Genomic DNA, 23,852 nt, shown 5'->3' on the forward strand with positions numbered 1-23,852 from the left:
GCCCCCGGTTATCGTACGAACGTTCGAAACTTGGTCTATGGTGGAGAGCGAGGGGGTGAGTACGGATCGGTCCAGGAGGTGCGGATGTCAGGGTTCACGCATCTGCATACCTTCTCCGGGTTCTCCCTGCGGTACGGGGCGTCGCACCCGGAGCGGCTGGCCGAGCGTGCCGTCGAGCGGGGGATGGACGCCCTCGCGCTGACCGACCGCGACAGCCTCGCGGGTGCGGTCCGCTTCGCCAGGGCCTGCGAGAAGGCCGGGATACGGCCGCTCTTCGGGGCGGAGCTCGCGGTCGCGCGGCAGGAGCCGGGAGGGGCGGCGGGCGAGGGGCGTACGCACAGGCCGCGCACGCCGGTCCGTGGCGGCGCCTTTGTCGATGAATCTGCACCCCGGGTCACCTTCCTCGCCCGGGACGGCGCCCCTGGCTGGGCCGAACTGTGCCGCCTGGTCACCGCCGCCCACGCTCCGGACGCCCAGGACACCGGACAGCCCCTGCTCGCCCGGTCCGCGCTGCCCGCGGAAGGGCTCACCGTGCTGCTCGGCCCCGCCTCCGAGGTGGGCGCCGCACTCGCCGCGGGCCGGCCCGACCGGGCCGCCGTGCTGCTCGCCCCCTGGCGGGAGATCTACGGCGACGCCCTGCGCCTCGAAGCCGTCCACCACGGCCGCGAGGGCACCGGCCCCGGATCGCTGCGGCTCGCCGCCCGCACCGTCGGCTTCGCCGCCGAACAAGGGGTGCGGGCCGTGCTCACCAACGCCGTCCGGTACGCCGACCCCGGGCAGGGTCCCGTCGCCGACGTACTCGACTCGGCCCGCCGGCTCGTTCCCGTCGACCCGCGCCGTTCCCCCCTCGACACCGGGGAGCGCTGGCTCAAGGACGCCCGTGCGATGCGGGAGACCGCCGAGCGGATCGCCTCCGCCGCGGGGCTCGGCAAGGACGCGGGGGAGCGGCTGCTCGCGGAGACCCGGCGCACCGCCGACGCCTGTCGCGTCGACCCGGCGGACGACCTGGGCCTCGGCAGTGTCCACTTCCCCGAGCCGCACCTCGTCGGGGCCGGGCGGCGCACCGCCCAGCGGGTGCTGGCCTCCCGCGCCGCTGCGGGCATGGTGCGGCACGGCTACGACCGCAGACGCGACTACTGGGAGCGGATGCACCGCGAGCTGGACATCATCGCCCACCACGGCTTCGCCTCCTACTTCCTGACGGTCGCCCGGGTCGTCGACGACGTGAAGGGCATGGGCATACGGGTCGCCGCGCGTGGCTCCGGGGCCGGCTCCCTGGTCAACCACCTGCTCGGGATCGCCCACGCCGACCCGGTCGAACACGGCCTGCTCATGGAGCGCTTCCTGTCCGAGCGGCGTTTCGTGCTGCCCGACATCGACATCGACGTCGAGTCGGCCCGCCGCCTGGACGTCTACCGCGCGATCATCGGGCGCTTCGGCGCCGAGCGGGTCGCGACCGTCTCCATGCCCGAGACCTACCGGGTGCGCCACGCCATCCGCGACGTCGGCGCCGCGCTCTCCATGGACCCGGCCGAGACCGACCGGCTGGCCAAGGCCTTCCCGCACATCCGGGCCAGGGACGCCCGCGCCGCGATGGAGGAGCTCCCCGAACTGCGCGCCGTGGCAGGGCAGAAGGAGAAGCACGGCCGGCTCTGGGACCTGGTGGAGTCGCTGGACGCCCTGCCGCGCGGCATCGCCATGCACCCGTGCGGGGTGCTCCTCTCGGACGACTCGCTGCTGCGGCGCACCCCGGTCGTGCCCACCAGCGGCGAGGGTTTCCCCATGTCCCAGTTCGACAAGGACGACGTGGAACACCTCGGGCTGCTCAAGCTCGACGTGCTCGGCGTGCGGATGCAGTCGGCGATGGCGCACGCGGTGACCGAGGTGAAGCGGGCCTCGGGGCGGGAGATCGACCTGGACGCCGTGCCGCAGGGCGACCCGGAGACGTACCGGCTGATCAAGAGCGCCGAGACGCTCGGCTGCTTCCAGATCGAGTCGCCGGGACAGCGCGACCTGGTCGGCAGGCTCCAGCCCGCCACCTTCCACGACCTGGTGGTCGACATCTCGCTGTTCCGGCCGGGCCCGGTCGCCGCCGACATGGTGCGGCCGTTCATCGAGGCCAGGCACGGCCGCGCGCCCGTGCGCTATCCGCACCCCGACCTGGAAGGAGCGCTGCGCGACACCTACGGGGTGGTCGTCTTCCACGAGCAGATCATCGAGATGGTGAACATCATGACCGGCTGCGGACGCGGCGAGGCCGACCGGGTGCGGCGCGGGCTCTCCGACCCCGAGTCGCAGGCCCGGATCAGGGTCTGGTTCGCAGAGCAGGCGGCGCGGAGGAAGTACGGCGCCGAGGTGATCGCCCGCGCCTGGGAGATCATCGAGGCGTTCGGGAGCTACGGCTTCTGCAAGGCGCACGCGGTCGCCTTCGCCGTGCCGACGTACCAGTCGGCCTGGCTCAAGGCGCACCACCCGGCGGCCTTCTACGCGGGACTGCTCACGCACGACCCCGGGATGTATCCGAAGCGGCTGCTGCTCGCGGACGCACGCCGGCGCGGTGTGCCGGTGCTGCCGCTGGACGTGAACCGGTCTGCGGCCACCCATCGGATCGAACTGGTGTCTGGCGACAACGGTGATAAATGGGGATTGAGGCTGGCGCTCTCGGACGTACACGGCATCAGTGAGGCCGAGGTCGCCCGGATCGAGGCCGGCCGGCCCTACACCTCGCTGCTGGACTTCTGGCAGCGGGCCCGGCCCGGCAAGCCCGCCGCCGAACGGCTGGCCCAGGTCGGCGCGCTGGACTCCTTCGGCGCCAACCGCCGGGACCTGCTCCTGCACCTGTCGGAACTCCACCGCGCCCAACGGGGTTCGGGGACCAGGGGGAACGGCGCCCAGCTCCCGCTCGGCGACGGACACCGGACCGGCACCATCGGCCTGCCCGACCTCAACGACGCCGAACGCCTCAGCGCCGAGCTCGGCGTTCTCAGCATGGACGTGTCCCGCCACCTGATGGGTGATCACCACGCCTTCCTGGAGGAGCTGGGCGCGGTCTCCGCCAAGCGGCTGAGGGAGGCCGGACACGGGGAGACGGTGCTGGTCGCGGGCGCCAAGGTGGCCACCCAGACCCCGCCGATCCGGTCCGGGCGCCGGGTCGTCTTCACCACCCTGGACGACGGGACGGGACTGGTCGATCTCGCCTTCTTCGACGACAGCCACGCCGCCTGCGCGCACACCGTCTTCCACTCGTGGCTGCTGCTCGTGCGCGGGACGGTCCAGCGGCGGGGCGCGCGCAGCATGAGCGTGGTCGGCGCGGCGGCCTGGAACCTGGCGGAACTGGCCGAACTCCGGCGTACCGGCGGTCTCGACGCGGTCGCGGCACGGCTGGCGGAGGTACCCGTCGACGAGGAGGGGGAGACCCCCGACGACGGCCGCCGTATCCAACTGCCGACCGGCTACGAGATGAACCCCTGGTCGGATCTCCAGCCGGCCGGCGAGGGGACGCCCACCGGGAGGAAGCTGTGGCACCAGAGCCAGGGGAGCGCGGGATGAACGAGCAGCCGGCCGTCCTGTGCCTGCGGTTCCGCCGGATCGGCGGCGGACTTCCGGACAGCGCGGGCTACGAGGGACTGCTCGCCCTCCTCGGGGCGTTCACCCCGGTCGTCGAGGCGGCCCCGCCCGGCGCCGCGCTGGCCGACGTCAGCGGCGCGCTGCGCTACTTCGGGCAGGACGCGGCGGGCCTGGCCTCCGTGATCCGGGTGCGCGCCCTCGCCCTGCACGGCGTGGACTGCGCGATCGGGGCGGCCTCCAACCCCATGCTGGCCAGGATGGCCGCACGGCAGGCGGCGGCCGGAACCACCTTCGTGGTGCCCCCCGGTGGGCACGCAGGCTTCCTCGCGTCCAAGCCCGCCGCCGCGCTCGACGGCGTCGGGGCGGCGACCGCGCGCACCCTGTGCGGATACGGGCTCGACTCCATCGGCCGGATAGCCGCCGCACCGCTCGCCACCCTGCAGCGGATCACCGGGGTGCGGACCGGGCGGGAGCTGTGGGAGCGGGCCAACGGCATCGACCGTACGCGGGTCGTGCCGAACGCCGCCGCCCGGTCGATCGCCGCCGAACGCTCCTTCCCCCGCGACGAACTGGACCCGGAGCAGCACCGCCGCGCGCTCCTCTCGCTCACCGAGGAACTGGGGGCCAGGCTGCGCGGCGACGGACAGGTGTGCCGCTCGCTCGCGGTCTCCGTGCGCTACGCCGACCGGACCGGTTACGCCACGCTGACCCGCAGCCGTACGCTCCCGGAGCCCACCGCCCACTCGGCGGCGCTCACCTCGCTCGCGTACCGGATCCAGGACTCGTTCGCCCTGCAGCGGGCGCGGGTGCGGGGGATCGGACTGCGGGCGGAAGGGCTCCACGACGCGGAACGGGCCGCCCACCAGCTCACCTTCGACCCGGTGGACGAACGGGCGCGGCGCATCGAGGCGGTGTCCGACCGGCTGCGGGCCCGCTTCGGTCCGCAGGCCGTGAAGCCGGGGCGGCTCGCGGCCTGACGCGGGCCGCCGGGTGCGCCGCCGGTCAGGGGGGACCCGCCGTCCGGGGCATCGGGAGCGCCGGGGTCCAGGGCGCCGGCAGCCCGGAGCGCGGGAATCTTTTACCGACGCGTAACTTCCCCCGTGACCTTACCCATGCGTAACTTGGCATGAGCACGTTAAGAAACGTCACTCGCTGTGGTCCGGACCGCAGGGCGCACCGACATCGCAACTCCCTTGAGCCGCAAGGAGACCACCCGATGCTGCCCTGGACCCGTGCCCCGCGCACCCCACGCGCACGCCGAACGCTCGCCGCACTCATCCTCGCCGTCACCGCACTCGTCGCCGCCCCCACGGCGACCGCCAACGCGGCCACCACGCAGGCCGCAGCCTCCTCCCGCGGCTGGAACGACTACTCCTGCAAGCCCTCCGCGGCCCACCCCCGCCCCGTCGTCCTCGTCCACGGGACCTTCGGCAACTCGATCGACAACTGGCTGGTCCTCGCGCCGTACCTCGTCAACCGGGGCTACTGCGTCTTCTCGCTCGACTACGGGCAGCTCCCCGGAGTGCCGGTCTTCAACGGACTGGGCCCGATCGACAAGTCGGCCGGACAGCTCGACGTGTTCGTCGACAAGGTGCTCGACGCCACCGGCGCCCCGAAGGCCGACCTCGTCGGCCACTCCCAGGGCGGCATGATGCCCAACTACTACCTGAAGTTCCTCGGCGGAGCCGACAAGGTGAACGCCCTCGTCGGGATCGCCCCCGACAACCACGGCACCACGCTCCTGGGCCTCACCCGGCTGCTGCCGTACTTCCCCGGCATCGAGGACCTCCTCACGACGAACACCCCGGGTCTCGCCGACCAGATCGCCGGGTCCGCGTTCATCACCAAGCTCAACGCCGGCGGCGACACCGTGCCCGGCGTCCGCTACACCGTGATCGCGACCAAGTACGACGAGGTCGTGACCCCGTACCGCACGCAGTACCTGAGCGGGCCGAACGTACGCAACGTCCTGCTCCAGGACCTGTGCCCGGTCGACCTGTCCGAGCACGTCGCGATCGGCACCATCGACCGGGTCGCCTTCCACGAGGTGGTGAACGCCCTCGACCCGGCGCACGCCACCCCGACCACCTGCGCCTCGGCCGTCGGCTGACAGGACCGCCCGGCCCCGGGGATCCCCGGGGCCGGGCGGGTCACCGGATCAGGCGCGGTGAGCGCCGCCCGCGGACCGGCGGCGCACCGAGACGAACAGGGCGCTCGCGCCGAGGGCCAGCGCGGCGGCACCGCCCATCGCGAGGTACGAGGTGCTGCTGCCGCCACCCGTCTCGGCGAGGACCTCGTCCGCGGGGGCCGAGTCCGCGGGCGATGCGGTGACGTTGTCCGCCTCCGGCGCGTTCGCGCCGGCGCCGGCGGCCGGGGCCGCCTCGGTGACCTCCGCGCCGGTCGCCGCGTCGTCGTCCCCGTGGCCGTTGTGCTCGACGGACGACCTGTCCGTACCCTCGTCGATCTCCGCCTCGGACGGAGCGGAGGCGGCCGGTGCCGGAACCGCCTCGGCGCTCCCGCCGTTCTCACCGCCGAAGACCACGTCGGAGCAGGCGTAGAAGGCCTCGGGGGAGTCCGACCGCTGCCAGACCGTGTAGATCAACTGCCGCCCCGACGCCTGCGGCACGGTGCCGTCGAAGACGTACGACCCGTCCTCCAGGGTCGGGTCGGCGGCGGTGGCGAACGGCTTCTCCTGCAGGTCCGACCACTTCAGCGGCTGCGCCGGGTCGTAGCCCGCCTTGGTCAGGTACAGCTCGAACGAGCCCCTGTGCGGAGCGGTCGCCCGGAACCGGAAGGTGTGGCTGCCCGCCTCCATGGGGGTGGACGGCCAGTCGGCGCGCGGCAGGTCGAGTCCCCTGAACTTGTCGTTGCCCGCGCTGCACAGCTTGCCGTCCGGGATGAGATCACGGTGCTTGCCCGCCGCGTGGGCGATGTTCACGCCGTTCCAGTCGTACAGAGCCTGGGTCCCGCCCGCCGCCACCGCCGCCTTGCACGCCGCCGACCGCGGGCTCTCCGGCCCCTCCGCGAAACAGGCCGAGACACGGCTGACCGGATCGCTCAGCGAACCGTGGGCGGCTGCCGGGACGGCGGCGAGGCCGGTCAGGGCGAGCGGCGCGACGCCGAGCGCGACGATGCCTCCGGCGAGCCTGCGGCGGGTGGTGGCGATGACGGCCATGGTGGTGGTTCTCCTTCGGCGGCACGGCTGTTGACCAGGTCTGGTGATCAGCAAGCTAGCCGCCGCCGAACCCGCATCCGGCCGTGCGAAGCCCCAGGTGACGATCGTTATGGCGCGCTTAAGGAGTGGTTAGGGGAGGGCTCAGGGAAACGGGTCGGTGGGAAGTTACGGACAGACAATCCGGGCATGACGACCGGATATCTGTCCGTACAGTCCCACCGACCGGATCCGTCAGATCTGGACACCCGGAGTGCTGTCCTCCACGACCACGCTCGCGCGGGTGCTGATCGTGGCGTCCGGCTTCGTGACGAACGGCAGGACGCGGAAGTCGCTCGTCCAGCGGTCGCGGTCCACCGTGACGCGTACGTAGCCACGCTGGTTGTTGAAGAACTTCATGTGCGGGTTCGCCGCGAGGAACGTCTCGCCCTGGGCCGTCATGTCGGCGCCGTCGCCGCCGCTCGTGATCGAGGTGCCCACGAACTCCGAGCCGACGGTCGCCGATTCAGGGTCGGTGTAGTCGCGCTTGAGGTCCCAGGCGTAGTTCTGGTGGCGGTCGCCCGTGATGACGACCAGATTGCGCACCCCGCGGGTGTCCGCCTCGGCGAGCAGCCGGTTGCGCTCGGCGACGTAGCCGTCCCACGGGTCCATCCAGACCTTCGTGGCCGGACCCGGGTCCTGGTCGGTCTGGCCCATCGGGGCCTGGTTGCCGAGGATCTGCCAGCGGGACCGCGAGCGGCTGAAGCCCTTGAGGACCCAGTCCCGCTGGCGGGACCCGAGCAGGGAGCGGTCCGTGTCGAAGCGGTCCGCGCAGTCGGCGGAGGCGCCGTCGCCGCACGCCTGGTCGTCGCGGTACTGACGGGTGTCGAGCATCGTGAAGTCGGCGAGCCGGCCGTAGGAGAGCCTGCGGTACATCTGTACGTCGGGGCCCTTCGGCAACTGGGTGCGGCGCAGTGGCGCGTGCTCGTACAGGGCCTGGAAGGCGGCGGCGCGGCGCAGCAGGAAGGTCTTCGGGTCCTCGTCGTTCTCGGAGGTCTGGTCCGCCCAGTTGTTCTCCACCTCGTGGTCGTCGAACGTCATGATCCACGGGAAGTTGGCGTGCGCCTCGCGCAGCGGGGCCTCGGACTTGTAGAGACCGTACTGGAGGCGGTAGCGGGCGAGGTCGAGTGTCTCGGTGTGGAACCTGGGGTCGGTGCTCACGCCGCGCTTGTTCGTCCTGACGCCGGACTCGTACAGGTAGTCACCGAGGTGCACCACCAGGTCCAGGTCCTCCTGGGCCATGTGGTGGTACGCGGTGAAGTAGCCGTCCTGCCAGGCCTGGCAGGAGGCGAAGGCGAACTTCAGCTCGCGCGGGGAGGCCCAGGGCGCCGGGGTGGTGCGCGTACGTCCCACGGGGGAGACCGCGGAACCTGCCTTGAAGCGGAACCAGTACGTGCGGTCGGGGGCCAGCCCGTGCACCTCGGGGTGGACGGAGTGCGCCAGTTCCGGAGTCGCCACGACACTGCCGCGGCGTACGACCCGGCGGAACCGTTCGTCGAGCGCCACCTCGTAGTGGACCCGGACGGGCTTCGCCGGCATGCCGCCATGGCCATCCTGGGCGAAGGGGTCGGGAGCCAGGCGCGTCCAGAGCACGACGCCGTCCGACGTCGGGTCGCCCGAGGCGACACCCAGGGTGAACGGGTCACCCTTCAGGGCGGGCGCGGCGAACGCGGACTGCGCCTCCCACGCCCCCGTCCCGAGCATCAGTGCGGCGGCCGCTCCTCCGCCGAATCCGAACATCTGCCTGCGGGACACGGAATGCGAGACCACGGGTCCTCCTCGGTCGATCGGCGTCAACCTCGGACACGCTGCCGGGTATGGGTGTCATGCTCACGCGCAACGCATGGCCGAAGGCCGAGCGATACGTGAACAAGGCGGCTGTGCGGCCCGGAGGGCTCAGGACACCGCGCGGTAGCGGCGCTCCGGCCGGCCGGTCCCGCCGTACCGGAGGGACACCTCGGCCCGGCCCGTCTCCGCGAAGTACTCGAGGTAGCGGCGCGCGCTGACCCGTGACAGTGCGCCCGCCTCGGCGCACTCGGACGCCGACAGCCCCGCCGGATGCTCGCGCAGGACGCGTTCGACCAGATCGGCGGTGTGGGCCGCCAGGCCCTTGGGGAGTTCGCGGGAGCCCGGTGGGCGGGTACCGAAAATGCGGTCCACGTCCTCCTGCCGGGCTTCCCGGTGGGCCTCGTCCAGGGCGTCCAGACGGTTGCGCAGCGAGGCCACGTGCTGCAGTTGCTCCTGCAGGGCCGAGCGGTGGAACGGTTTGATCAAGTAGTGCAGGGCGCCCGCCCGCAGGGCCGCCCTGACCACCCCGGCGTCGCGCGCCGCCGTGATGAACAGCGCGTCCGCGCTGTGGGTGTCCCCCTCCCGCTCCTCCGCCGCGCGCAGCTCCCGAAGCACCTGGATCCCGTCCATGTCGGGAAGGAAGATGTCGAGCAGGACCAGGTCGGGGCGGAGCCGGCGGGCCGCGCGCAGGGCCTCCGCGCCCGTGTGGGCCACCCCGACGACCGTAAAGCCGACCAAAGCGGACACATACCGGCTGTGCAGCTTCGCGACCATGAAGTCGTCGTCCACCACCAGCACTTTCGTCACGCCGACACGCTAGGGCGCGACCACAACGACCACAACGTCCATTGATTCCGGAACGGCGACAGCTCGTTAACGCGCAGGCAACATGTGGGCCACCTCACACCCGTTCACACCCCTCCACGTAGGGCTCGAAAGGCGGCACCCGGTGCGACTGCGCACTCCACTCGCCCTGTTCGGGGCAGCGCTGCTGGTGGCCGTCGGGCCACCGCTGCTCTCCACCGGCAGCGGTTCCGACTCCGGCACGCAGATCCCCGGACTGCGCTTCATGGTTCCCAACACACCCGGCGGCGGTTACGACATCACGGCGCGTACCGCGGCGAAGAACGCCGAGGACGCGGGGCTCACCCACGGCATCGAGGTGTTCAACCTGCCCGGCGCGGGCGGCACCGTCGGTGTGACCCGGCTGGTCGCCGAGCACGGCAACGGCAAGCTCGCCATGTCCATGGGGCTCGGGGTCGTGGGCGCAGTGAACACCAACAAGTCGCCCAAGACCCTCGCCGACACGACCCCGATCGCCCGGCTCACCGAGGAGCAGGACATCGTCGTCGTCGCCAAGGACTCCCCCTACAGGACGATCGACCAGTTGCTCACCGCCTGGAAGAAGGACCCGGGGAAGATACCGGTCGGCGGCGGCTCCTCGCCCGGCGGTCCCGACCACCTGGCACCCATGCTGATGGCGAAGGCGGCCGGGATCGCACCGAAGGACGTCAACTACATCCCCTTCGACGGCGGCGGCGAACTGCTCGCCTCGATCCTCGGCAACAAGGTCGGCTTCGGCGTCTCCGGCGTCGGTGAGTACCTCGACCAGATCGAGTCCGGTGAGCTGCGCCTGCTCGCCGTCACCGGCCCGAAGCGTGTCCCGGGCCTCGACGCGCCCACCCTCCGTGAGGCCGGTCTCGACACCGACTTCACCAACTGGCGCGGCATCGTCGCCCCGCCCGGGCTCTCCGACGCCGAACGCGACAAGCTCGTCGGACTGGTGAGCGAACTGCACGACTCGAAGCAGTGGCGTGAGTCCATGAAGAAGAACGGCTGGGACGACGCCTTCCTCGCGGGCGACGACTTCGGTGACTTCCTGGACGCCCAGGACCGCAGGGTCGTCACCGTCCTCAAGGAGCTGGGACTGTGAGCGACGAGAACACCCCCTCCCGGCCCGTCACCGCGCGTTCCTGGCTCCGCGAGCACTCCGAACTCGGCGTCTGCGTCATGCTGCTCGTGCTGGGCGTCCTCGTCCTGACCGACGCCCTGACGATGAGCGTGGACATCACCCAGCGCGGCCCCGTAGGCCCCCGGACGGTCCCCGTCGTCGTCGGCATCGGGCTGCTGGCCGTCGCCGTGCTGCTGGCCGTCGACGTCCTGCGCGGCGGCCGCGGCGAGGCGGAGGGCGGCGAGGACGTCGACCTCGACGAACCCGCCGACTGGCGCACCGTCGCCCTGCTCACCGGCGTCTTCCTCGCCTTCGCCGTCCTCATCGGCCCGCTCGGCTTCCCGATCTCCGGCGCCCTCCTCTTCTGGGGCTCGGCCTACGCCCTGGGCAGCCGCCACCACGACCGTGATCCGCTGATCGCGGCCGGGCTCTCCCTGATGACCTACTTCGTCTTCGACAACCTGCTCGGGGTGCCCCTCCCGGGCGGCCCGCTGATGGGGGTGCTCTGACCGATGGATTCCCTCAACTCCCTCATCGACGGGTTCGGCACGGCGCTCACGCCGGTCAACCTGCTCTGGGCCGCGCTCGGCGTCCTGCTCGGCACGGCGATCGGCGTCCTTCCCGGCATCGGCCCCGCCATGGCCGTGGCGCTGCTGCTCCCGGTGACGTACGGCCTCGAACCGACCGGTGCCTTCATCATGTTCGCCGGGATCTACTACGGCGCGATGTTCGGCGGCTCCACCACCTCGATCCTCCTCAACACCCCGGGGGAGAGCGCGGCCGTCGTCGCCGCGATCGAGGGCAACCCGATGGCGAAGGCCGGACGCGGTGCGCAGGCGCTGGCCGCCGCCGCGATCGGCCACTTCGCCGGCGGCATGATCGGCACGATCCTGCTGGTCGTGCTCGCCCCGACCGTCGCCTCGCTCGCGGTCGACATCGGCGCACCCGACTACTTCGCCATCATGGTGCTGGCGTTCATCGCCGTCACCTCCGTCCTCGGCTCCTCCCGCATCCGCGGCCTCGCCTCGCTCCTCATCGGTCTCACCATCGGCCTCGTCGGCCTGGACCAGATGACGGGACAGCAGCGCCTCACCTTCGGCTCGCTCCAACTGGCCGACGGCATCGACGTGGTGATCGTGGCGGTCGGGCTGTTCGCCATCGGGGAGGCCCTCTGGGTCGCCGCACACCTGCGCCGCTCCGCGGGAAAGCCGATCCCCGTCGGCCGCCCCTGGCTCGGCCGGTCCGACGTCCGGCGCACCTGGAAGTCCTGGCTGCGCGGGCCCCTCATCGGCTTCCCGTTCGGCGCGATCCCGGCGGGCGGCGCGGAGATCCCCACCTTCCTCTCGTACGTCACGGAGAAGCGGCTCTCCAAGCACCGCGACGAGTTCGGTAAGGGCGCCATCGAGGGTGTCGCCGGCCCGGAGTCGGCGGCCTCCGCCTCCGCCGCCGGAACCCTGGTCTCCATGCTCACGCTCGGCCTGCCCACCACGGCCGTCGCCGCCGTCATGCTGGCCGCCTTCCAGCAGTACGGCATCCAGCCCGGCCCGCTGCTGTTCGAGCGTGAGCCCGAGCTGGTGTGGGGCCTGATCGCGTCGCTCTTCGTCGGCATGGTGCTGCTCCTCGCGCTGAACCTGCCCCTCGCGCCGCTGTGGGCGAAGCTGCTGCGGATCCCGCGTCCCTACCTCTACGCGGGCATCCTGTTCTTCGCCGCCGTCGGCGCGTACGCGGTCGGCGGGGAGGCCGTCGACCTGGTGATCCTGCTGGTGATCGGACTGATCGGCTTCGGAATGCGGCGGTACGGACTGCCCGTGCTCCCCGCGATCATCGCGGTCATCCTCGGGCCGTCCGCCGAGCAGCAGCTGCGGCGCGCCCTCCAGATCAGCGACGGCAGCGTGACGGGCCTGGTCGACACCCCGTTCTCGGTGACCGTGTACGTCATCGTCGCGCTGATCCTGGCGTGGCCCCTGGTGAGGAAGGTGCTCGGACGCAATCAGGCATGAGGGGATGTCAGCGGCGGCTGAGAGGATTTCGGTCATGACGACGATCGACTGGGATGCCGCCGCCGACTCCTTCGACGAGGAACCCGACCACGGGCTGCGCGACCCCGCGGTCCGCGACGCCTGGGCGCGGCGCATGGAGACCTGGCTGCCCACCGCGCGCTCCACGGTCCTCGACCTCGGATGCGGTACGGGCAGCCTGGCTCTGCTCGTCGCCTGCCAGGGGCACCGCGTGACGGCCGTCGACCGGTCGCCGCGCATGGTGGAACAGGCGCGGGCCAAGCTGGCCGGGACCGGCACCGAGGTGCTCGTCGGCGACGCCGGGGACCCACCGGTCGGCACCCAGCGGTTCGACGTGATCCTCGCCCGGCACACGGTGTGGCTGCTGCCCGACCCTGCGGCCGCCCTGAGGCTCTGGTTCTCCCTGCTGCGGCCGGGCGGCCGGCTGGTACTCGTCGAAGGCGTGTGGAACGGCACCGGACTCTCCGCCGCCCGTCTCACCTCGCTCCTCGCCGAGCACACGGAGCGCGTCCACCACGAGCCGCTCTCCGGGGACTCCCGGCTCTGGGGCAGGGAGGTCGACGACGAGCGGTACGCCCTGGTGGCCCGCGCCGAGCCGCCCCACCGCCACACCGAGGTCGTCGACGTCCACCTGATCCTGCGCAGGGGCTCCGACGTGCTGCTCGCCCGGCGAGCCGGCACGGGGTACGCGGACGGGCTGCTCCACGCCCCCTCCGGGCACGCGGAGGACGGCGAGGACGTGCGGGAGGCGATGATCCGGGAGACCGCCGAGGAGATCGGGGTCGAGCTGGCCCCGGACAAGCTCCGGGTGGCCCTGGTCATGCAGCACCGGGGGCCGGGCGGAAACCCCAGGATGGGCTGGTTCTTCGAGGCCGACCTCGATCCCGGGCGCCCGCCCCGCAACGCAGAGCCCGACAAGTGCTCCGAGCTCGCCTGGTACCCCCTGGACGCGCTGCCCGACGACATGGTGGCGTACTGCCGCGAGGGCCTCGACGGATACCGCGCCGGGCAGCGCTTCCTGATCCACTGGCACGAGGACGCCGACACCGTCGCGTACGCACCGCGAGGCACACGGCGAGCCGTCCCGCTGCCGGTGTCGGCGGCCCCCACCGGCCGGCTCCACCACCTGCGGCTGCCGGTGCCCGACCTGGCCGTGGCCGACGCGGAGTGGGGCTGGCTGCTCGGCCGGCTCGGCCATGTCCCGTACCAGCGCTGGGCGCAGGGCCGGAGCTGGCGGCACGGCGACAGCCATGTGGCGGTCGAGCACGCACCCGTCCCGCCCGGCGACGGGAACGGCAACGGCGACGCGCCGCGCCCCGGCACCGGCCGCCCGGCGTTCCACGTACGCGACCGTGCCACGCTGGACGCACTGGTGGCGGACGCCCCGGCACACGGTTGGAGGCCGCTGCCGCCCGACGGCCGTGCGGCGGCGGACGGCAGCGGGTGCCGTACGGCCCGTCTGGCGGACACGGCGGGGCACGAGGTGGAGCTGGTCGCCCCCTGAGAGCCCGCCCGTCCCACTCACGGGTACGGGAGACGCGAGGGGCGTGCCCACCCCACGGACGGCGGCCGTCCATGTCGCCGTACGCACCGCCCGGACACGCCGACGGCCGGACGGGGAAGGCCGAACGCCGCCCGGGCCGCCGGGCTCAGCGCACCAGCCCCGCCAGGCCCTCGGTGCGGGCGAGGTGCTCCAGCCCGTCCAGGGCCCGCACGGCCGCCTCCGCCGCCAGGGGGTCCCTGCCGGCGAGGCCGCTCTCCTCGAACTCGTCCTCGTCCAGGCGCAGTACGGACGAGCCGTCCGCCGACACCCACAGGTCCAGGTCCAGGTCCTCCACCAGGAGTTCGGATCCCCGCAGTACCGCGGGCCGGGTGATGTCGCAGTACCAGCCCTTCAGCTGTCCGGCTCCGGTGCGGACCTCCTTCACCGCGTACCACCGGTCGCGCCAGTAGTGCTCGGTGAAGACGTCGCCCGGCTCGAACCGTACGAATCCGAAGTCCCGTGCCCCCGGGGCGGCCCACGGGGCCCGGACGGTGATCCGGGTTCCGTCGTCGGCGACCGGCTCCGCCGGGTAACGGATCTTCGTACGGCCCGCCTTGACCAGTGCCACCGTCAACGTGGCGGGGTCAGCCGATCTCGTGGACATGGCGCACCTCCGTGGCGCAGATCTCGTAGCCGAACCAGCGGTTGACCGCCAGCATCGGGCCGTTGCCGGCGTCGTTACCGGTGTAGGCGTCCGTGTACCCGGCCGCCCGCGCCCGGTGCAGCGAGGCGTTCTTGGCGAGCTTCGCCAGTCCTCTGCCCCGGAAGGCACGCAGGGTGCCGGTCATCGCGGACCAGTAGCGGGTCGTGCCGTCGGTCTCCGCCGCGCTGAACGCAGCGACCTGTCCGTCCACCGTCACGACCGTGGTGAGCGCGCGGTCGAAGGCCGGCCGCCGCCAGGTCGTGGCCAGCCAGTCCTCGTAGTCGGAGAACTCCACCGGGGTGTCGCTCGGCTCGTCCGCGGTCGTCGCCGCGTCGGCCTCGAACAGCGGTCGTGGATCGTCCTCGAAGTCGGCCGCGGTGAGCAGTGCGACCCCGGCGGGGAGCTCCCGGAGCGGCGGCAGCGAACCGTCCGTCAGGCCGAGACGCAGGAAGTGCGCGGGCCTGCGCGCCTCGAAGCCGCGCTTCCCGGCGAACGCGCGGTCGGCCGGCTCGTCGAGCACCCAGGTGTAGACGGCACTCGCACCGGCACCGGCCAGATACTCCTCACCGGCCCGCACCAGCAGCGACCCCGCGCCCCGCCGCCTCCGGTCCGGATGGACGTACGGATTGCAGAAACCCTGGCCCGGCTTCGGGCTCTCGTGGGAGATGCCGACCTGCGCCGTGCCGATCACCTCGCCGTCCTCCTCCGCGACCAGCAGCCGGTAGTGCCGGTCGGGGTGAGCGTCGGCCAGGTCGCGCAGGACCTGCTCCGGAGTCGTCACCATGTACGGCAGCGCCGCACGCCGCACCCGCACCCAGGCCTCCGCGTCAGCGGGAAGGAAGTCGCGCACCAGTACCGTCATGGGCGGACGGTAACGCGGGGTACGGAGCGGCGCCTCCGAGTTTCCGGCGGCGGGCCGGTGACGGGACAGCCCCCGGGTGGGACAGAATCGGCGCGTGACCCTGAAGATCGCCGTTGACCCGGACTCCGCCACCGCCCCGTACGAGCAGCTGCGCGCGCAGCTCTCCGAACAGGCCCGCTCAGGCGCCCTGCCCGTCGGCCACCGCCTCCCGACCGTACGAGGCCTGGCCGGGGAACTGGGCCTCGCCGCCAACACCGTGGCCAAGGCGTACCGCGCGCTGGAGACCGACGGGGTGATCGAGACCCGAGGCCGCAACGGGACGTTCGTCGCAGCCGCGGGGGACGCGGCGGCCCGCCACGCCGCCACGGCGGCGCAGGAGTACGCCGAGCAGGCCCGGCGCCTCGGCATCTCCCGGGCCGACGCGCTGGCCCTGGCGGAGGACGCCGTACGGGCGGCCTATGTGCGGTAGCGCGCGGGGACGCCGGCCGCTCACAGGTAGAGACCCGCGTCCGCCCCCACGTCCTGCTTGGGCACCGACGCCGGCCCCTTGCCCCGCCGAAGGGCGTACAGCTCGGCGAGCGTCGCACCCTCGCGGCCCAGCCCCTCCTCGGTGCCCAGCCAGGACGCCGACTCCGCCCGGGTCAGCGAGCCGACCTCGATGCGCGCCAGACAACGGCCCGGCCTGACCACTGCGGGGTGCAACCGCTCCAGGTCCTCATTGGTGGTCAACCCCACCAGCACGTTACGGCCCTGGCCGAGCAGCCCGTCCGTCAGATTGAGCAGCCGCGACAGTGCCTGACCCGCCGTGTGCTTCGCCTCGCCGCGGATCAGCTCGTCGCAGTCCTCCAGGAGCAACAGCCGCCACCGTCCCTTGGCCGAACCGTCGTCCTCACCGATGGCGATGTCCATCAGATAGCCCACGTCGTTGAAGAGCCGCTCCGGGTCCAGGACGCAGTCGACCTGGCACCAGTCCCGCCAGGAGCGGGCGAGGGTACGCAGCGCCGAGGTCTTGCCGGTGCCCGGAGGGCCGTGCAGCAGGAGCAGCCGGCCGGAGATGTCGTCGGGGGTGACCTTCATCAGCCCGTCCATGGCGTCGGCCACCGGAGCCGTGTAGTTGTGCCGGACCTCGTCCCAGGTGCCGGCGGCGATCTGCCGGGTGGTGCGGTGCGGGCCGCGGCGCGGTGAGACGTACCAGAAGCCCATGGGCACGTTGTCCGGCTGCGGCTCCGGCTCGTCCTGGGCCTCGTCGGTCGCCTCGGAGAGGATCTTCCGGGCCAGCTCGGGAGTGGTGGCGGTGACCGTGACGTCGGCGCCCCGCTTCCACCGCGAGACCAGCAGCGTCCACCCGTCACCCTCGGCGAGGGTCGCGTTGCGGTCGTCGTCGCGGGCGGACCTCAGCACCCGGGCGGCCGCGGGCAGCAGGGTGGCCCCCGACTTGACCCGGTCGAGGGAGGAGCTGTGGGAGTGAGGCTGCTCGCCCGTCACGAAGCGGCCCAGGAACAGTGCCTCCACGACGTCGGACGGCGAATCGCTGTCATCGACGTTGATCCGGATCGGCAGGGCGGACTCGGGGTTGGCAGACATGGCGGCAATGATCCGCCACGGAGGCACCCCGCGCACCCGGGTTTCAGCAGCCGCACCCGGGTGGTGGGTCCGAGTGGCCGGGCCCGCGGCGCAGCGTACGCGTGCCGCGCACGGAGGCGAACCTCGCGGTGAGCGCCGGGTCCAGGACGCCGCGCGTGCCGTACGGCCCCCAACCGTGCGCCGTCCCACGGCGGATGACCGCGCGGGCGATTTCACCACTGGTGCGTGGGATGTCGGGTTCCGATATGACGTGTCGCCAGGAGTACGGCGTCCGGACCCTGTCGAAGCTTTTTGGCATGGACACTTCCGGAAATCGGGCCCGTACTGCTACCACGGAGTAGGCAGAGATCCTGCCCAAGGAGGTTCCATGAAAATGTCCAGACTCGTGGCGTTCTCGTCCTCTCTCCTGCTCGGCACCGTTCTCGCTCTGACCGGTGCGGGCGTGGCCCAGGCCCAGGAATCCGTGCAGTCCGTCGACTACGTGGCCCTGGGGGACTCGTACTCGTCGGGCGTCGGTGCCGGCAGTTACGACAGTGCCAGCGGTGACTGCAAGCGCAGCACCCGCGCCTATCCCGCCCTCTGGAAGGCGGCCAACAACCCCGCCTCGTTCGCGTTCACCGCTTGTTCGGGAGCCAGGACCGGCGACGTCACGGCCGGTCAGCTCGGACCCCTCAACTCCGCCACCGATCTCGTCTCGATCTCCATCGGCGGCAACGACGCGGGCTTCGCCGATGTCATGACCACCTGCGTGCTGCAGTCCGAGACGACCTGTCTGAGCCGGATCGCCACCGCCCGCGCCTACGTCGACTCGACCCTCCCCGGCAAACTGGACTCCGTCTACTCGGCGATCAGCGCCAAGGCACCCTCCGCCCACGTCGTCGTCCTCGGTTACCCCCGCTTCTACAAGATCGGCGGCAACTGCGTCGCCGGTCTCAGCGAGAAGGAGCGCACCGCCATCAACGGTGCAGCCGACTACCTCAACGCCGCCACAGCCAAGCGCGCGGCCGATCACGGCTTCACCTGGGGCGACGTCAGTTCGACCTTCACCGGGCACGAGATCTGCTCGGGCAGCGCCTGGCTGCACAGTGTGAACTGGCTCAACATCGGGGAGTCCTACCACCCGACCGCCGCCGGGCAGTCGGGCGGCTACCTGCCCGTCCTCAGTTCGAAGGCCTGACCGTCCTCCGGTAGCGCGGCGCGCCGGTTCGGTTGTCCGCCGAGGAGGGGGCTCCGGTCTACGGAGTCCCCTCCCCGTGTGCCCCGGAGGGGTTCTGGCGCACCGGCACCGGCGCCGGTGCGCCACTCGCCGATGTGCTCGTCACGGCTTTCCCGTCACTTCTCCCGTCCGTGCCGTCGTCGTCCGTCAGCGCCCAGGCCAGGGCGCCTGCGACGAGCAGCGAGACGACCACCCCGACGGCCACCAGTACGCCCGTGCGCTTCGTGCGCCCGACCGGTTCCGGCATGCCCTCGGCGGGTTCGGACCCCCCTGCCACGGAGTCCTCGCCGCTCGTCGGTACGGGCGGCGGGCCCGCCGCCCCGCCCCCGGGTGAGCCGGTCCCGCCGGCGGCCAGGATCCGCAGCCGACGCTCCGCCTCGGCGGCGGTGAGCCGCTCGGCCGGATCACTGCGCAACAGTCCCTCGATGACGGGGGCGAGCGCGCCGGCTCGCCGGAGCGGCAGCGGCTCGTCGTCGTCCGCGCTGCCCCCGGGGGTGCCCCCGCCGAACGGTGACTGCCCCTCGGTGGCGGCGTACAGAAGCACTCCGAGCGACCAGAGGTCGGATTCGGGCCCAGGTGCGCGCCCCCGCGCGCACTCGGGCGCGAGGTGTCCCGGTGAGCCCGCCGGCTCTCCCGTCGCGGTGGGTGCCGGCCCTTCCCGGGCCGTGGTGATGCCGAAGTCCTTCAGCATCACCCTGCCGTCGTTGGCCAGCAGGACGTTGCCCGGCCTCACGTCCCGGTGCAGCACACCGGCCTCATGGCCGCCGCGCAGCGCCGCGAGCACCTCGGCGCCGATCCGGGCCGCGCGCCGCGGGGACAGCGGACCGTCGGCGTCCAGCACATCTGACAGGGCCAGCCCGCGGACGAGGTCCATGACGATCCAGGGCCGGGAATCCTGGACGACCACGTCATGGACGGCGACGACGTTGCGGTGCGAGACACGGGCCGCCGTCCGGGCCTCGCGCTCCAGGCGGGAGTGCGGCCGCCCGGCGCCGCCGGCGGATGCGTCCACCGGGGCCGGCACCTCCTTCACGGCCACCTCGCGCCCCAGCACCTCGTCGCGGGCCCGCCACACGATCCCCGCCCTGCCCTCGCCCAGGGGGTCCAGGAGTCGGTAGCGATCCGCGATCACACGTCCGGTGCCCGGGACTTCGCTCATCGGTGACCCTCCGTCAACAGCGGTGCGGGGTAAGGACGAATCCCTTCCAAGCTAACTCAACCCGCCCCGGAACCGACAGGATCCGATAACGGGCCGTCAGCACCCGTGCACGGGTATGTAATCCTGCGGCCGGGATACACGAGTGTCACCGCGGGACGATAGGGTTAACCTGCCCGGGCCGGGTGCCCTCGTACGGGTGGGGAGTGACATGGAACAGATAACGGTGCGCAGCAGGCCGCGTGTGCCTGCCATCACATGTGGGAGCGGTGCGACCAGTTCGCGCCTCGACCGCCATCTCGCAGTGCTGGGCGGTCCCGCCGTTCCGCGCCGTGAGTCGGCGGAAGCGACGCTGCTGATGCTCGAGCTCACCTCGCGCGATGCCGCGCACACCCGCAGGAGCAGGAGCGCGCGTGTCTCGCTCTTCGCCCCCCTGCGGCGACTGCGGCGCTCGCTCTTCGGCAGCCGCCGCTGACCGACGGCTGTCACGACCGGTCCGGCCCTTCGCTCAGGGCCGTGGCCACGATCACTTCGTCCCGGCGCAGTGCTGCTGTCCGCCCGTCATCCCCAGGGAACGGCAGTGTTGCGTCGGTGTGTTCCACCGCCTCGGCAGGGCACCCATCGGCGCCGGCTCTCCCCGCCCGGCCCACCCGCGGCCGACGGGACGCCCACCGCGGTTCTGCGAGTCCTCCGCGACGGGACGCGCAAGCTCACAGCAGCGCGAACTGCCCCTCCGGCCCCTCCTCCTGGTGGTCCAGCACGGATGCCGGAAGCCGGGCCGCGGCGGCCACGGGAAGCAGCCCGGCGCTGCGCAGCCCGTCCCGGGTCAGGACGTCCGCCCGCTCGAGCCGCTCCCGCAGCGCCTGCTGCCGGGGCCGCAGTCCGGCGAGCAGCGCCAGGACACTGACCAGTTCCAGCAGTTCCGAGGTCCGCTCCTGCGGCCAGTCGCGCGGCCCCACCGCCTCCAGCCCCTGTGCCGGCGTCCCTTCAGGCGTCGCCGTGCGCCGCCCGAGCCAGAGCTCCAGCACCCGTACCCCGCTGACCCGGAAGTCCCAGGCCCCGCTGGGCACGGGCGATACGCGCCCCTCGCCGAGGACGATCGCCTCCTCGGCGGCGTCGTAGTGCGGGCCGGCCGGCCGGGGCGGGATCGCGGCCCGCACGTACGGGCGACGGCCGCCGGGCATGCGTGGGCGTTCGCCGCCCCGTGCCCCGCGCAGATGGAGGCGCAGCAGCTCCTGGCCGAGCTCCACGCCCTGCGCCCACGGTCCGCCGTCGGCGGGCAGCGGGACGAGGGGGCCGGCGGGGGAGGGGAGCGCCGCGGCGAGGACCCAGGCGAGGACGTGTTCGGCCGTGACCGGCACCCCGTACCTGGCGGCCAGCAGTGCGGACAGGCCCGGTGCGAGATTGGGTTCCCGTCCGCCCGGCCGCCGGTAGAGCGGCCGTATCCGGCCGGGCCGCCCGGCGGGGGAGAGACCGTCGGGCAGCAGCGCGGTCGCGGAAAGGGCGGGGCCGCCGTCCTGGGGGACGTACCCGTGCTCGACGGCGAAGAGCTGGTGTGCGTCGGCGACCCGCCACAGCTCGGGGCGGGCCGCGTCGAGCAGCCGGTGGTCGGGAATCAGCCACTGCTCGTCGAAGGCGCCGTGCAGGATCCGTACCGGTTCGGGGTACGGGCCGGGGTCCCGGGCGAACGCGCTCGTGCCGGTGGGCCGCCGGCCCGGCAGAGAGGCGGCCGGGGTCAGCGGCGTACGGGAGCGGCTGGGCCGGAACAGGCGCTCCTGCTCGGCGCCTTCCGCCGCCGCCAGCAGGTCCCAACGGGCCCGGAGCGAGGCGGCGTCGGGCGCGGTCACCCAGGCGCGCCCCGTTCTCAGCGGCCGCACCGACCACGGCATGAGGTCGTCCAGCAGCGGGAGCGCACCGCCCCCGCCGGCTCCGGCCGCCACCTGTGCTGCCACCGTGTCGTCCTCCCCGTCGCCACGTCCGCCGCCCCCGGCATCGTAACGACAGGGCCCGCCGTCGTGACTACGGCCCGGCATCGTGACGACCGGCCGCCGTCCCCGGCGACGGCCCGCCGTTCGTGACGAACGCCGGCCGCGGCTCACGGCGTCAGTGCGCGTCGACGGTCACGGAGAAGGAGAAGCGGTCGCCCCGGTAGCGGATGCGGGCGACGTCCACCACCGTGCCGTCCTCGTCGTACGTCACGCCGGTGTAGTGCAGGATCGGGCTCAGCAGCGGGACCTGGAGCAGCTCGGCCGTGACGGGGTCGGCGAGGCGCGCCTCCACGGTGTCGGTGATCTGGGAGATCCGTACGCCGACGGCGTCGCGCAGCACCTTGGTCATCGGCCACCGCTCCAGATCGGCCACGTCGAGCCGTGCCGCGATCTCCGGGCGCACCGCGTTCTCCGCCCAGTTGGTGGGCTCGCCCGTCCCCTCGTCGAAGCGCAGCCGCCGGTAGCTGACCACCTCGGTACAGCCCGGGAAGAATTCGGCGAGATCACCGGGGACGGACGCCCGGCCATGGCCGAGCACGGTGGTCCGCTCGCCCGACTGCTGGGCGACGATCGCGTCGATCGAACCCAGCAGCCGGACCGGCGACACCCGCCGGGCGCGCGGCTCGATGAACGTGCCGCGCCGACGGTGCCGGCTGATCAGCCCCTCGTTCTCCAGCTCCTTCAGGGCCTGGCGCATGGTGAGGACACTCACGCCGTAGTGCGCGGCGAGCTGTTCCTCGGTGGGCAGTCGCGTCGAGGCGTCCTGGGGGCGGCCCAGTATGGAGGCACGCAGGGACTGCGAGACCTGGTACCAGAGGGGGAGCTTCCGGTTCAGCACCAGGGAGTCGGGGGCGAAGCCGGGTGTCCGGCCCGCCTCGTTCACCTGATCCATCCGGTTCACCTGGTCTCTCTGCGGTGAGGCGCCGTGCCGCCCGGCCGGCGGCACGATCTCATGGCCGGAAGTTGCCGCTCAGACCCTGCCACACGTCGTCGTAACCGCGTTGCAGGTGGTCGGCGCCCGCTGCCTGCGCGGTCGCCGTGACCGGCCAGCGCGTCTCGAACATGAAGGCCAGGCCGTCGTCGATCTTCTGCGGCCTCAGCTCCGCCGCGCTCGCCCGGTCGAAGGTCTCACGGTCCGGGCCGTGGGCCGACATCATGTTGTGCAGCGAACCGCCGCCGGGCACGAAGCCGCCCGCCTTGGCGTCGTACGCGCCCTCGATCAGGCCCATGTACTCGCTCATGACGTTGCGGTGGAAGTACGGCGGACGGAAGGTGTCCTCGCCGACCAGCCACCGCGGGGCGAAGACGACGAAGTCGACACCGGCGAGCCCCGGGGTGTCGGACGGCGAGGTCAGCACGGTGAAGATCGACGGGTCCGGGTGGTCGTAGCTGATGGTGCCCATCGCGTTGAAGCGGCGCAGGTCGTAGACGTACGGCGTGTGGTTGCCGTGCCAGGCGACGACGTCGAGCGGCGAGTGGTCGTACGTCGCCGACCAGAGGTTCCCGCAGAACTTGTTGACCACCTCGACCGGGCCCTCGCGGTCCTCGTACGCCGCGACGGGCGCCAGGAAGTCCCGTGCGTTTGCCAGGCCGTTGGCGCCGATCGGCCCCAGGTCGGGCAGGACGAAGGGCTGCCCGTAGTTCTCGCAGACATAGCCGCGCGCGGTGCCGTCCAGCAGTTCGACGCGGAAGCGGACGCCACGCGGGATCAGCGCCACGTGGCCGGGCTCGGCCCGCAGCAGGCCCAGTTCGGTGCGGAGCAGCAGGCCGCCGCGCTCGGGGACGATCAGGAGTTCACCGTCGGAGTCGCTGAACACCCGGTCGGTCATGGAGGAGTCCGCGCCGTACAGGTGCACGGCCATGCCGGTGCGCTGCGTGGCGTCGCCGTTGCCGCCCAGTGTCCACAGGCCGGTCAGGAAGTCCGTGCCCGGCGCGGGGTCGGGGCGCGGGTCCCAGCGCAGCCGGTTGGGGTCGGGGACCGTTTCGGTGAACGGCGCGGTGCGCAGCGTGCCGTTGTCGATGCGGACGAAGGCCGGATGGGCGGCGGAGGGGCGGATCCGGTAGAGCCAGGACCGGCGGTTGCGGGCGCGGGGTTCGGTGAAGGCCGAGCCGCTGAGCTGCTCCGCGTACAGCCCGAGGGGCGCGCGCTGGGGCGAGTTCCGGCCGTGCGGCAGGGCGCCCGGGACGGCCTCCGAGCTGTGCTCGTTGCCGAAGCCGGACATATGGGCGAGGTTCTCCGCCGCGTCCCTCGCCTGCTCGTTGCCGCTCATCATGCGCTCCCGGTGGATGGGGTCCCATGGATCCCCTGACGAAGAATCCTATGGA

20 protein-coding genes are annotated in these 23,852 nt (G+C 72.6%); 10 read left to right on the forward strand and 10 right to left on the reverse strand.

Annotation, left to right across the window (positions count from 1 at the left end; all coding sequences use genetic code 11):
* The first annotated feature begins 84 nt into the window (after positions 1–84).
* The 3 genes from JOC24_RS27390 (at position 85) to JOC24_RS27400 (ending at position 5,677) form a co-directional block, all read left to right on the forward strand.
* Positions 85–3,549 (forward strand): DNA polymerase III subunit alpha, encoded by a 3,465-nt coding sequence (locus tag JOC24_RS27390; protein ID WP_205023077.1) that lies wholly within the window; start codon positions 85–87, stop codon positions 3,547–3,549.
* A complete protein-coding gene (locus JOC24_RS27395) occupies positions 3,546–4,544 on the forward strand; it encodes a DNA polymerase Y family protein (RefSeq protein ID WP_205023078.1) in 999 nt (332 codons plus the stop codon). Before JOC24_RS27390 ends, JOC24_RS27395 begins: the two co-directional genes overlap by 4 nt.
* Before the next feature lie 239 nt (positions 4,545–4,783).
* Complete coding sequence (locus JOC24_RS27400; protein ID WP_205023079.1) at positions 4,784–5,677, forward strand: esterase/lipase family protein; 894 nt, start codon at positions 4,784–4,786, stop codon at positions 5,675–5,677.
* A 48-nt stretch (positions 5,678–5,725) separates the two neighbouring features.
* Here the strand turns inward: JOC24_RS27400 and JOC24_RS27405 are convergent, their stop codons facing one another.
* The 3 genes from JOC24_RS27405 to JOC24_RS27415 form a co-directional block, all read right to left on the reverse strand.
* Positions 5,726–6,742: a lytic polysaccharide monooxygenase auxiliary activity family 9 protein gene (locus tag JOC24_RS27405; protein WP_205023080.1), complete on the reverse strand. Its 1,017-nt coding sequence runs from the start codon at positions 6,740–6,742 to the stop codon at positions 5,726–5,728.
* A gap of 231 nt (positions 6,743–6,973) precedes the next feature.
* On the reverse strand, positions 6,974–8,548 hold the full coding sequence (locus JOC24_RS27410) for an alkaline phosphatase D family protein (protein WP_205023081.1): 1,575 nt from the start codon (positions 8,546–8,548) through the stop codon (positions 6,974–6,976).
* A gap of 126 nt (positions 8,549–8,674) precedes the next feature.
* Positions 8,675–9,373, reverse strand: coding sequence for a response regulator (locus JOC24_RS27415; protein ID WP_374104530.1), 699 nt, complete (start codon positions 9,371–9,373; stop codon positions 8,675–8,677).
* 142 nt (positions 9,374–9,515) lie between these two features.
* Here JOC24_RS27415 and JOC24_RS27420 point away from each other — a divergent pair, with 142 nt between their 5' ends.
* Genes JOC24_RS27420 through JOC24_RS27435 form a run of 4 tightly spaced genes read left to right on the forward strand, consistent with a single transcriptional unit; the run spans position 9,516 to position 14,039 of the window.
* A complete protein-coding gene (locus JOC24_RS27420) occupies positions 9,516–10,499 on the forward strand; it encodes a Bug family tripartite tricarboxylate transporter substrate binding protein (RefSeq protein WP_205023082.1) in 984 nt (327 codons plus the stop codon).
* Positions 10,496–11,026: a tripartite tricarboxylate transporter TctB family protein gene (locus JOC24_RS27425; RefSeq protein WP_205023083.1), complete on the forward strand. Its 531-nt coding sequence runs from the start codon at positions 10,496–10,498 to the stop codon at positions 11,024–11,026. Before JOC24_RS27420 ends, JOC24_RS27425 begins: the two co-directional genes overlap by 4 nt.
* Before the next feature lie 3 nt (positions 11,027–11,029).
* On the forward strand, positions 11,030–12,517 hold the full coding sequence (locus tag JOC24_RS27430; RefSeq protein ID WP_205023084.1) for a tripartite tricarboxylate transporter permease: 1,488 nt from the start codon (positions 11,030–11,032) through the stop codon (positions 12,515–12,517).
* Between the two features lie 34 nt (positions 12,518–12,551).
* Positions 12,552–14,039 carry a trifunctional class I SAM-dependent methyltransferase/NUDIX hydrolase/VOC family protein gene (locus JOC24_RS27435; RefSeq protein ID WP_205023085.1) on the forward strand — a complete coding sequence of 496 codons (1,488 nt, stop codon included), beginning with the start codon at positions 12,552–12,554 and terminating at the stop codon, positions 14,037–14,039.
* 145 nt (positions 14,040–14,184) lie between these two features.
* Here the strand turns inward: JOC24_RS27435 and JOC24_RS27440 are convergent, their stop codons facing one another.
* The gene (locus JOC24_RS27440) at positions 14,185–14,682 is read right to left on the reverse strand and encodes a ribonuclease FAU-1 family protein (protein ID WP_205023086.1); all 498 of its coding nucleotides are present in this window, start codon (positions 14,680–14,682) and stop codon (positions 14,185–14,187) included.
* Positions 14,663–15,583 carry a GNAT family N-acetyltransferase gene (locus JOC24_RS27445; protein WP_205023087.1) on the reverse strand — a complete coding sequence of 307 codons (921 nt, stop codon included), beginning with the start codon at positions 15,581–15,583 and terminating at the stop codon, positions 14,663–14,665. Before JOC24_RS27445 ends, JOC24_RS27440 begins: the two co-directional genes overlap by 20 nt.
* A gap of 94 nt (positions 15,584–15,677) precedes the next feature.
* Between JOC24_RS27445 and JOC24_RS27450 the strand changes: the two genes are divergently transcribed.
* Positions 15,678–16,052, forward strand: a complete 375-nt coding sequence (locus JOC24_RS27450) for a GntR family transcriptional regulator (protein WP_205023088.1) — start codon at positions 15,678–15,680, stop codon at positions 16,050–16,052.
* Positions 16,053–16,072: 20 nt separating this feature from the next.
* Here JOC24_RS27450 and JOC24_RS27455 read toward each other — a convergent pair whose 3' ends face one another.
* Positions 16,073–17,167, reverse strand: a complete 1,095-nt coding sequence (locus tag JOC24_RS27455; RefSeq protein WP_239581066.1) for a DUF5925 domain-containing protein — start codon at positions 17,165–17,167, stop codon at positions 16,073–16,075.
* A gap of 367 nt (positions 17,168–17,534) precedes the next feature.
* Between JOC24_RS27455 and JOC24_RS27460 the strand changes: the two genes are divergently transcribed.
* Entirely contained in the window at positions 17,535–18,344 is an 810-nt protein-coding gene (locus JOC24_RS27460) for an SGNH/GDSL hydrolase family protein (RefSeq protein ID WP_205023090.1), read from the forward strand.
* Positions 18,345–18,402: 58 nt separating this feature from the next.
* Here JOC24_RS27460 and JOC24_RS27465 read toward each other — a convergent pair whose 3' ends face one another.
* Entirely contained in the window at positions 18,403–19,542 is a 1,140-nt protein-coding gene (locus JOC24_RS27465) for a serine/threonine-protein kinase (protein ID WP_205023091.1), read from the reverse strand.
* 208 nt (positions 19,543–19,750) lie between these two features.
* Between JOC24_RS27465 and JOC24_RS27470 the strand changes: the two genes are divergently transcribed.
* The gene (locus JOC24_RS27470; protein WP_205023092.1) at positions 19,751–20,014 is read left to right on the forward strand and encodes a hypothetical protein; all 264 of its coding nucleotides are present in this window, start codon (positions 19,751–19,753) and stop codon (positions 20,012–20,014) included.
* 235 nt (positions 20,015–20,249) lie between these two features.
* Here JOC24_RS27470 and JOC24_RS27475 read toward each other — a convergent pair whose 3' ends face one another.
* The 3 genes from JOC24_RS27475 to hmgA all read right to left on the reverse strand — a co-directional run bounded on the left by JOC24_RS27475 (position 20,250) and on the right by hmgA (position 23,797).
* Positions 20,250–21,491: a type ISP restriction/modification enzyme gene (locus JOC24_RS27475; RefSeq protein ID WP_307792766.1), complete on the reverse strand. Its 1,242-nt coding sequence runs from the start codon at positions 21,489–21,491 to the stop codon at positions 20,250–20,252.
* Positions 21,492–21,642: 151 nt separating this feature from the next.
* The gene (locus JOC24_RS27480) at positions 21,643–22,419 is read right to left on the reverse strand and encodes a GntR family transcriptional regulator (protein ID WP_239581067.1); all 777 of its coding nucleotides are present in this window, start codon (positions 22,417–22,419) and stop codon (positions 21,643–21,645) included.
* 58 nt (positions 22,420–22,477) lie between these two features.
* Positions 22,478–23,797 (reverse strand): homogentisate 1,2-dioxygenase, encoded by a 1,320-nt coding sequence (hmgA, locus tag JOC24_RS27485; protein WP_205023095.1) that lies wholly within the window; start codon positions 23,795–23,797, stop codon positions 22,478–22,480.
* Between the last annotated feature and the right edge of the window lie 55 nt (positions 23,798–23,852).

Origin of the sequence: Streptomyces sp. HB132 (genome assembly GCF_016909575.1) — a bacterium.
In the GTDB taxonomy this organism is placed as follows: Bacteria; Actinomycetota; Actinomycetes; order Streptomycetales; family Streptomycetaceae; genus Streptomyces.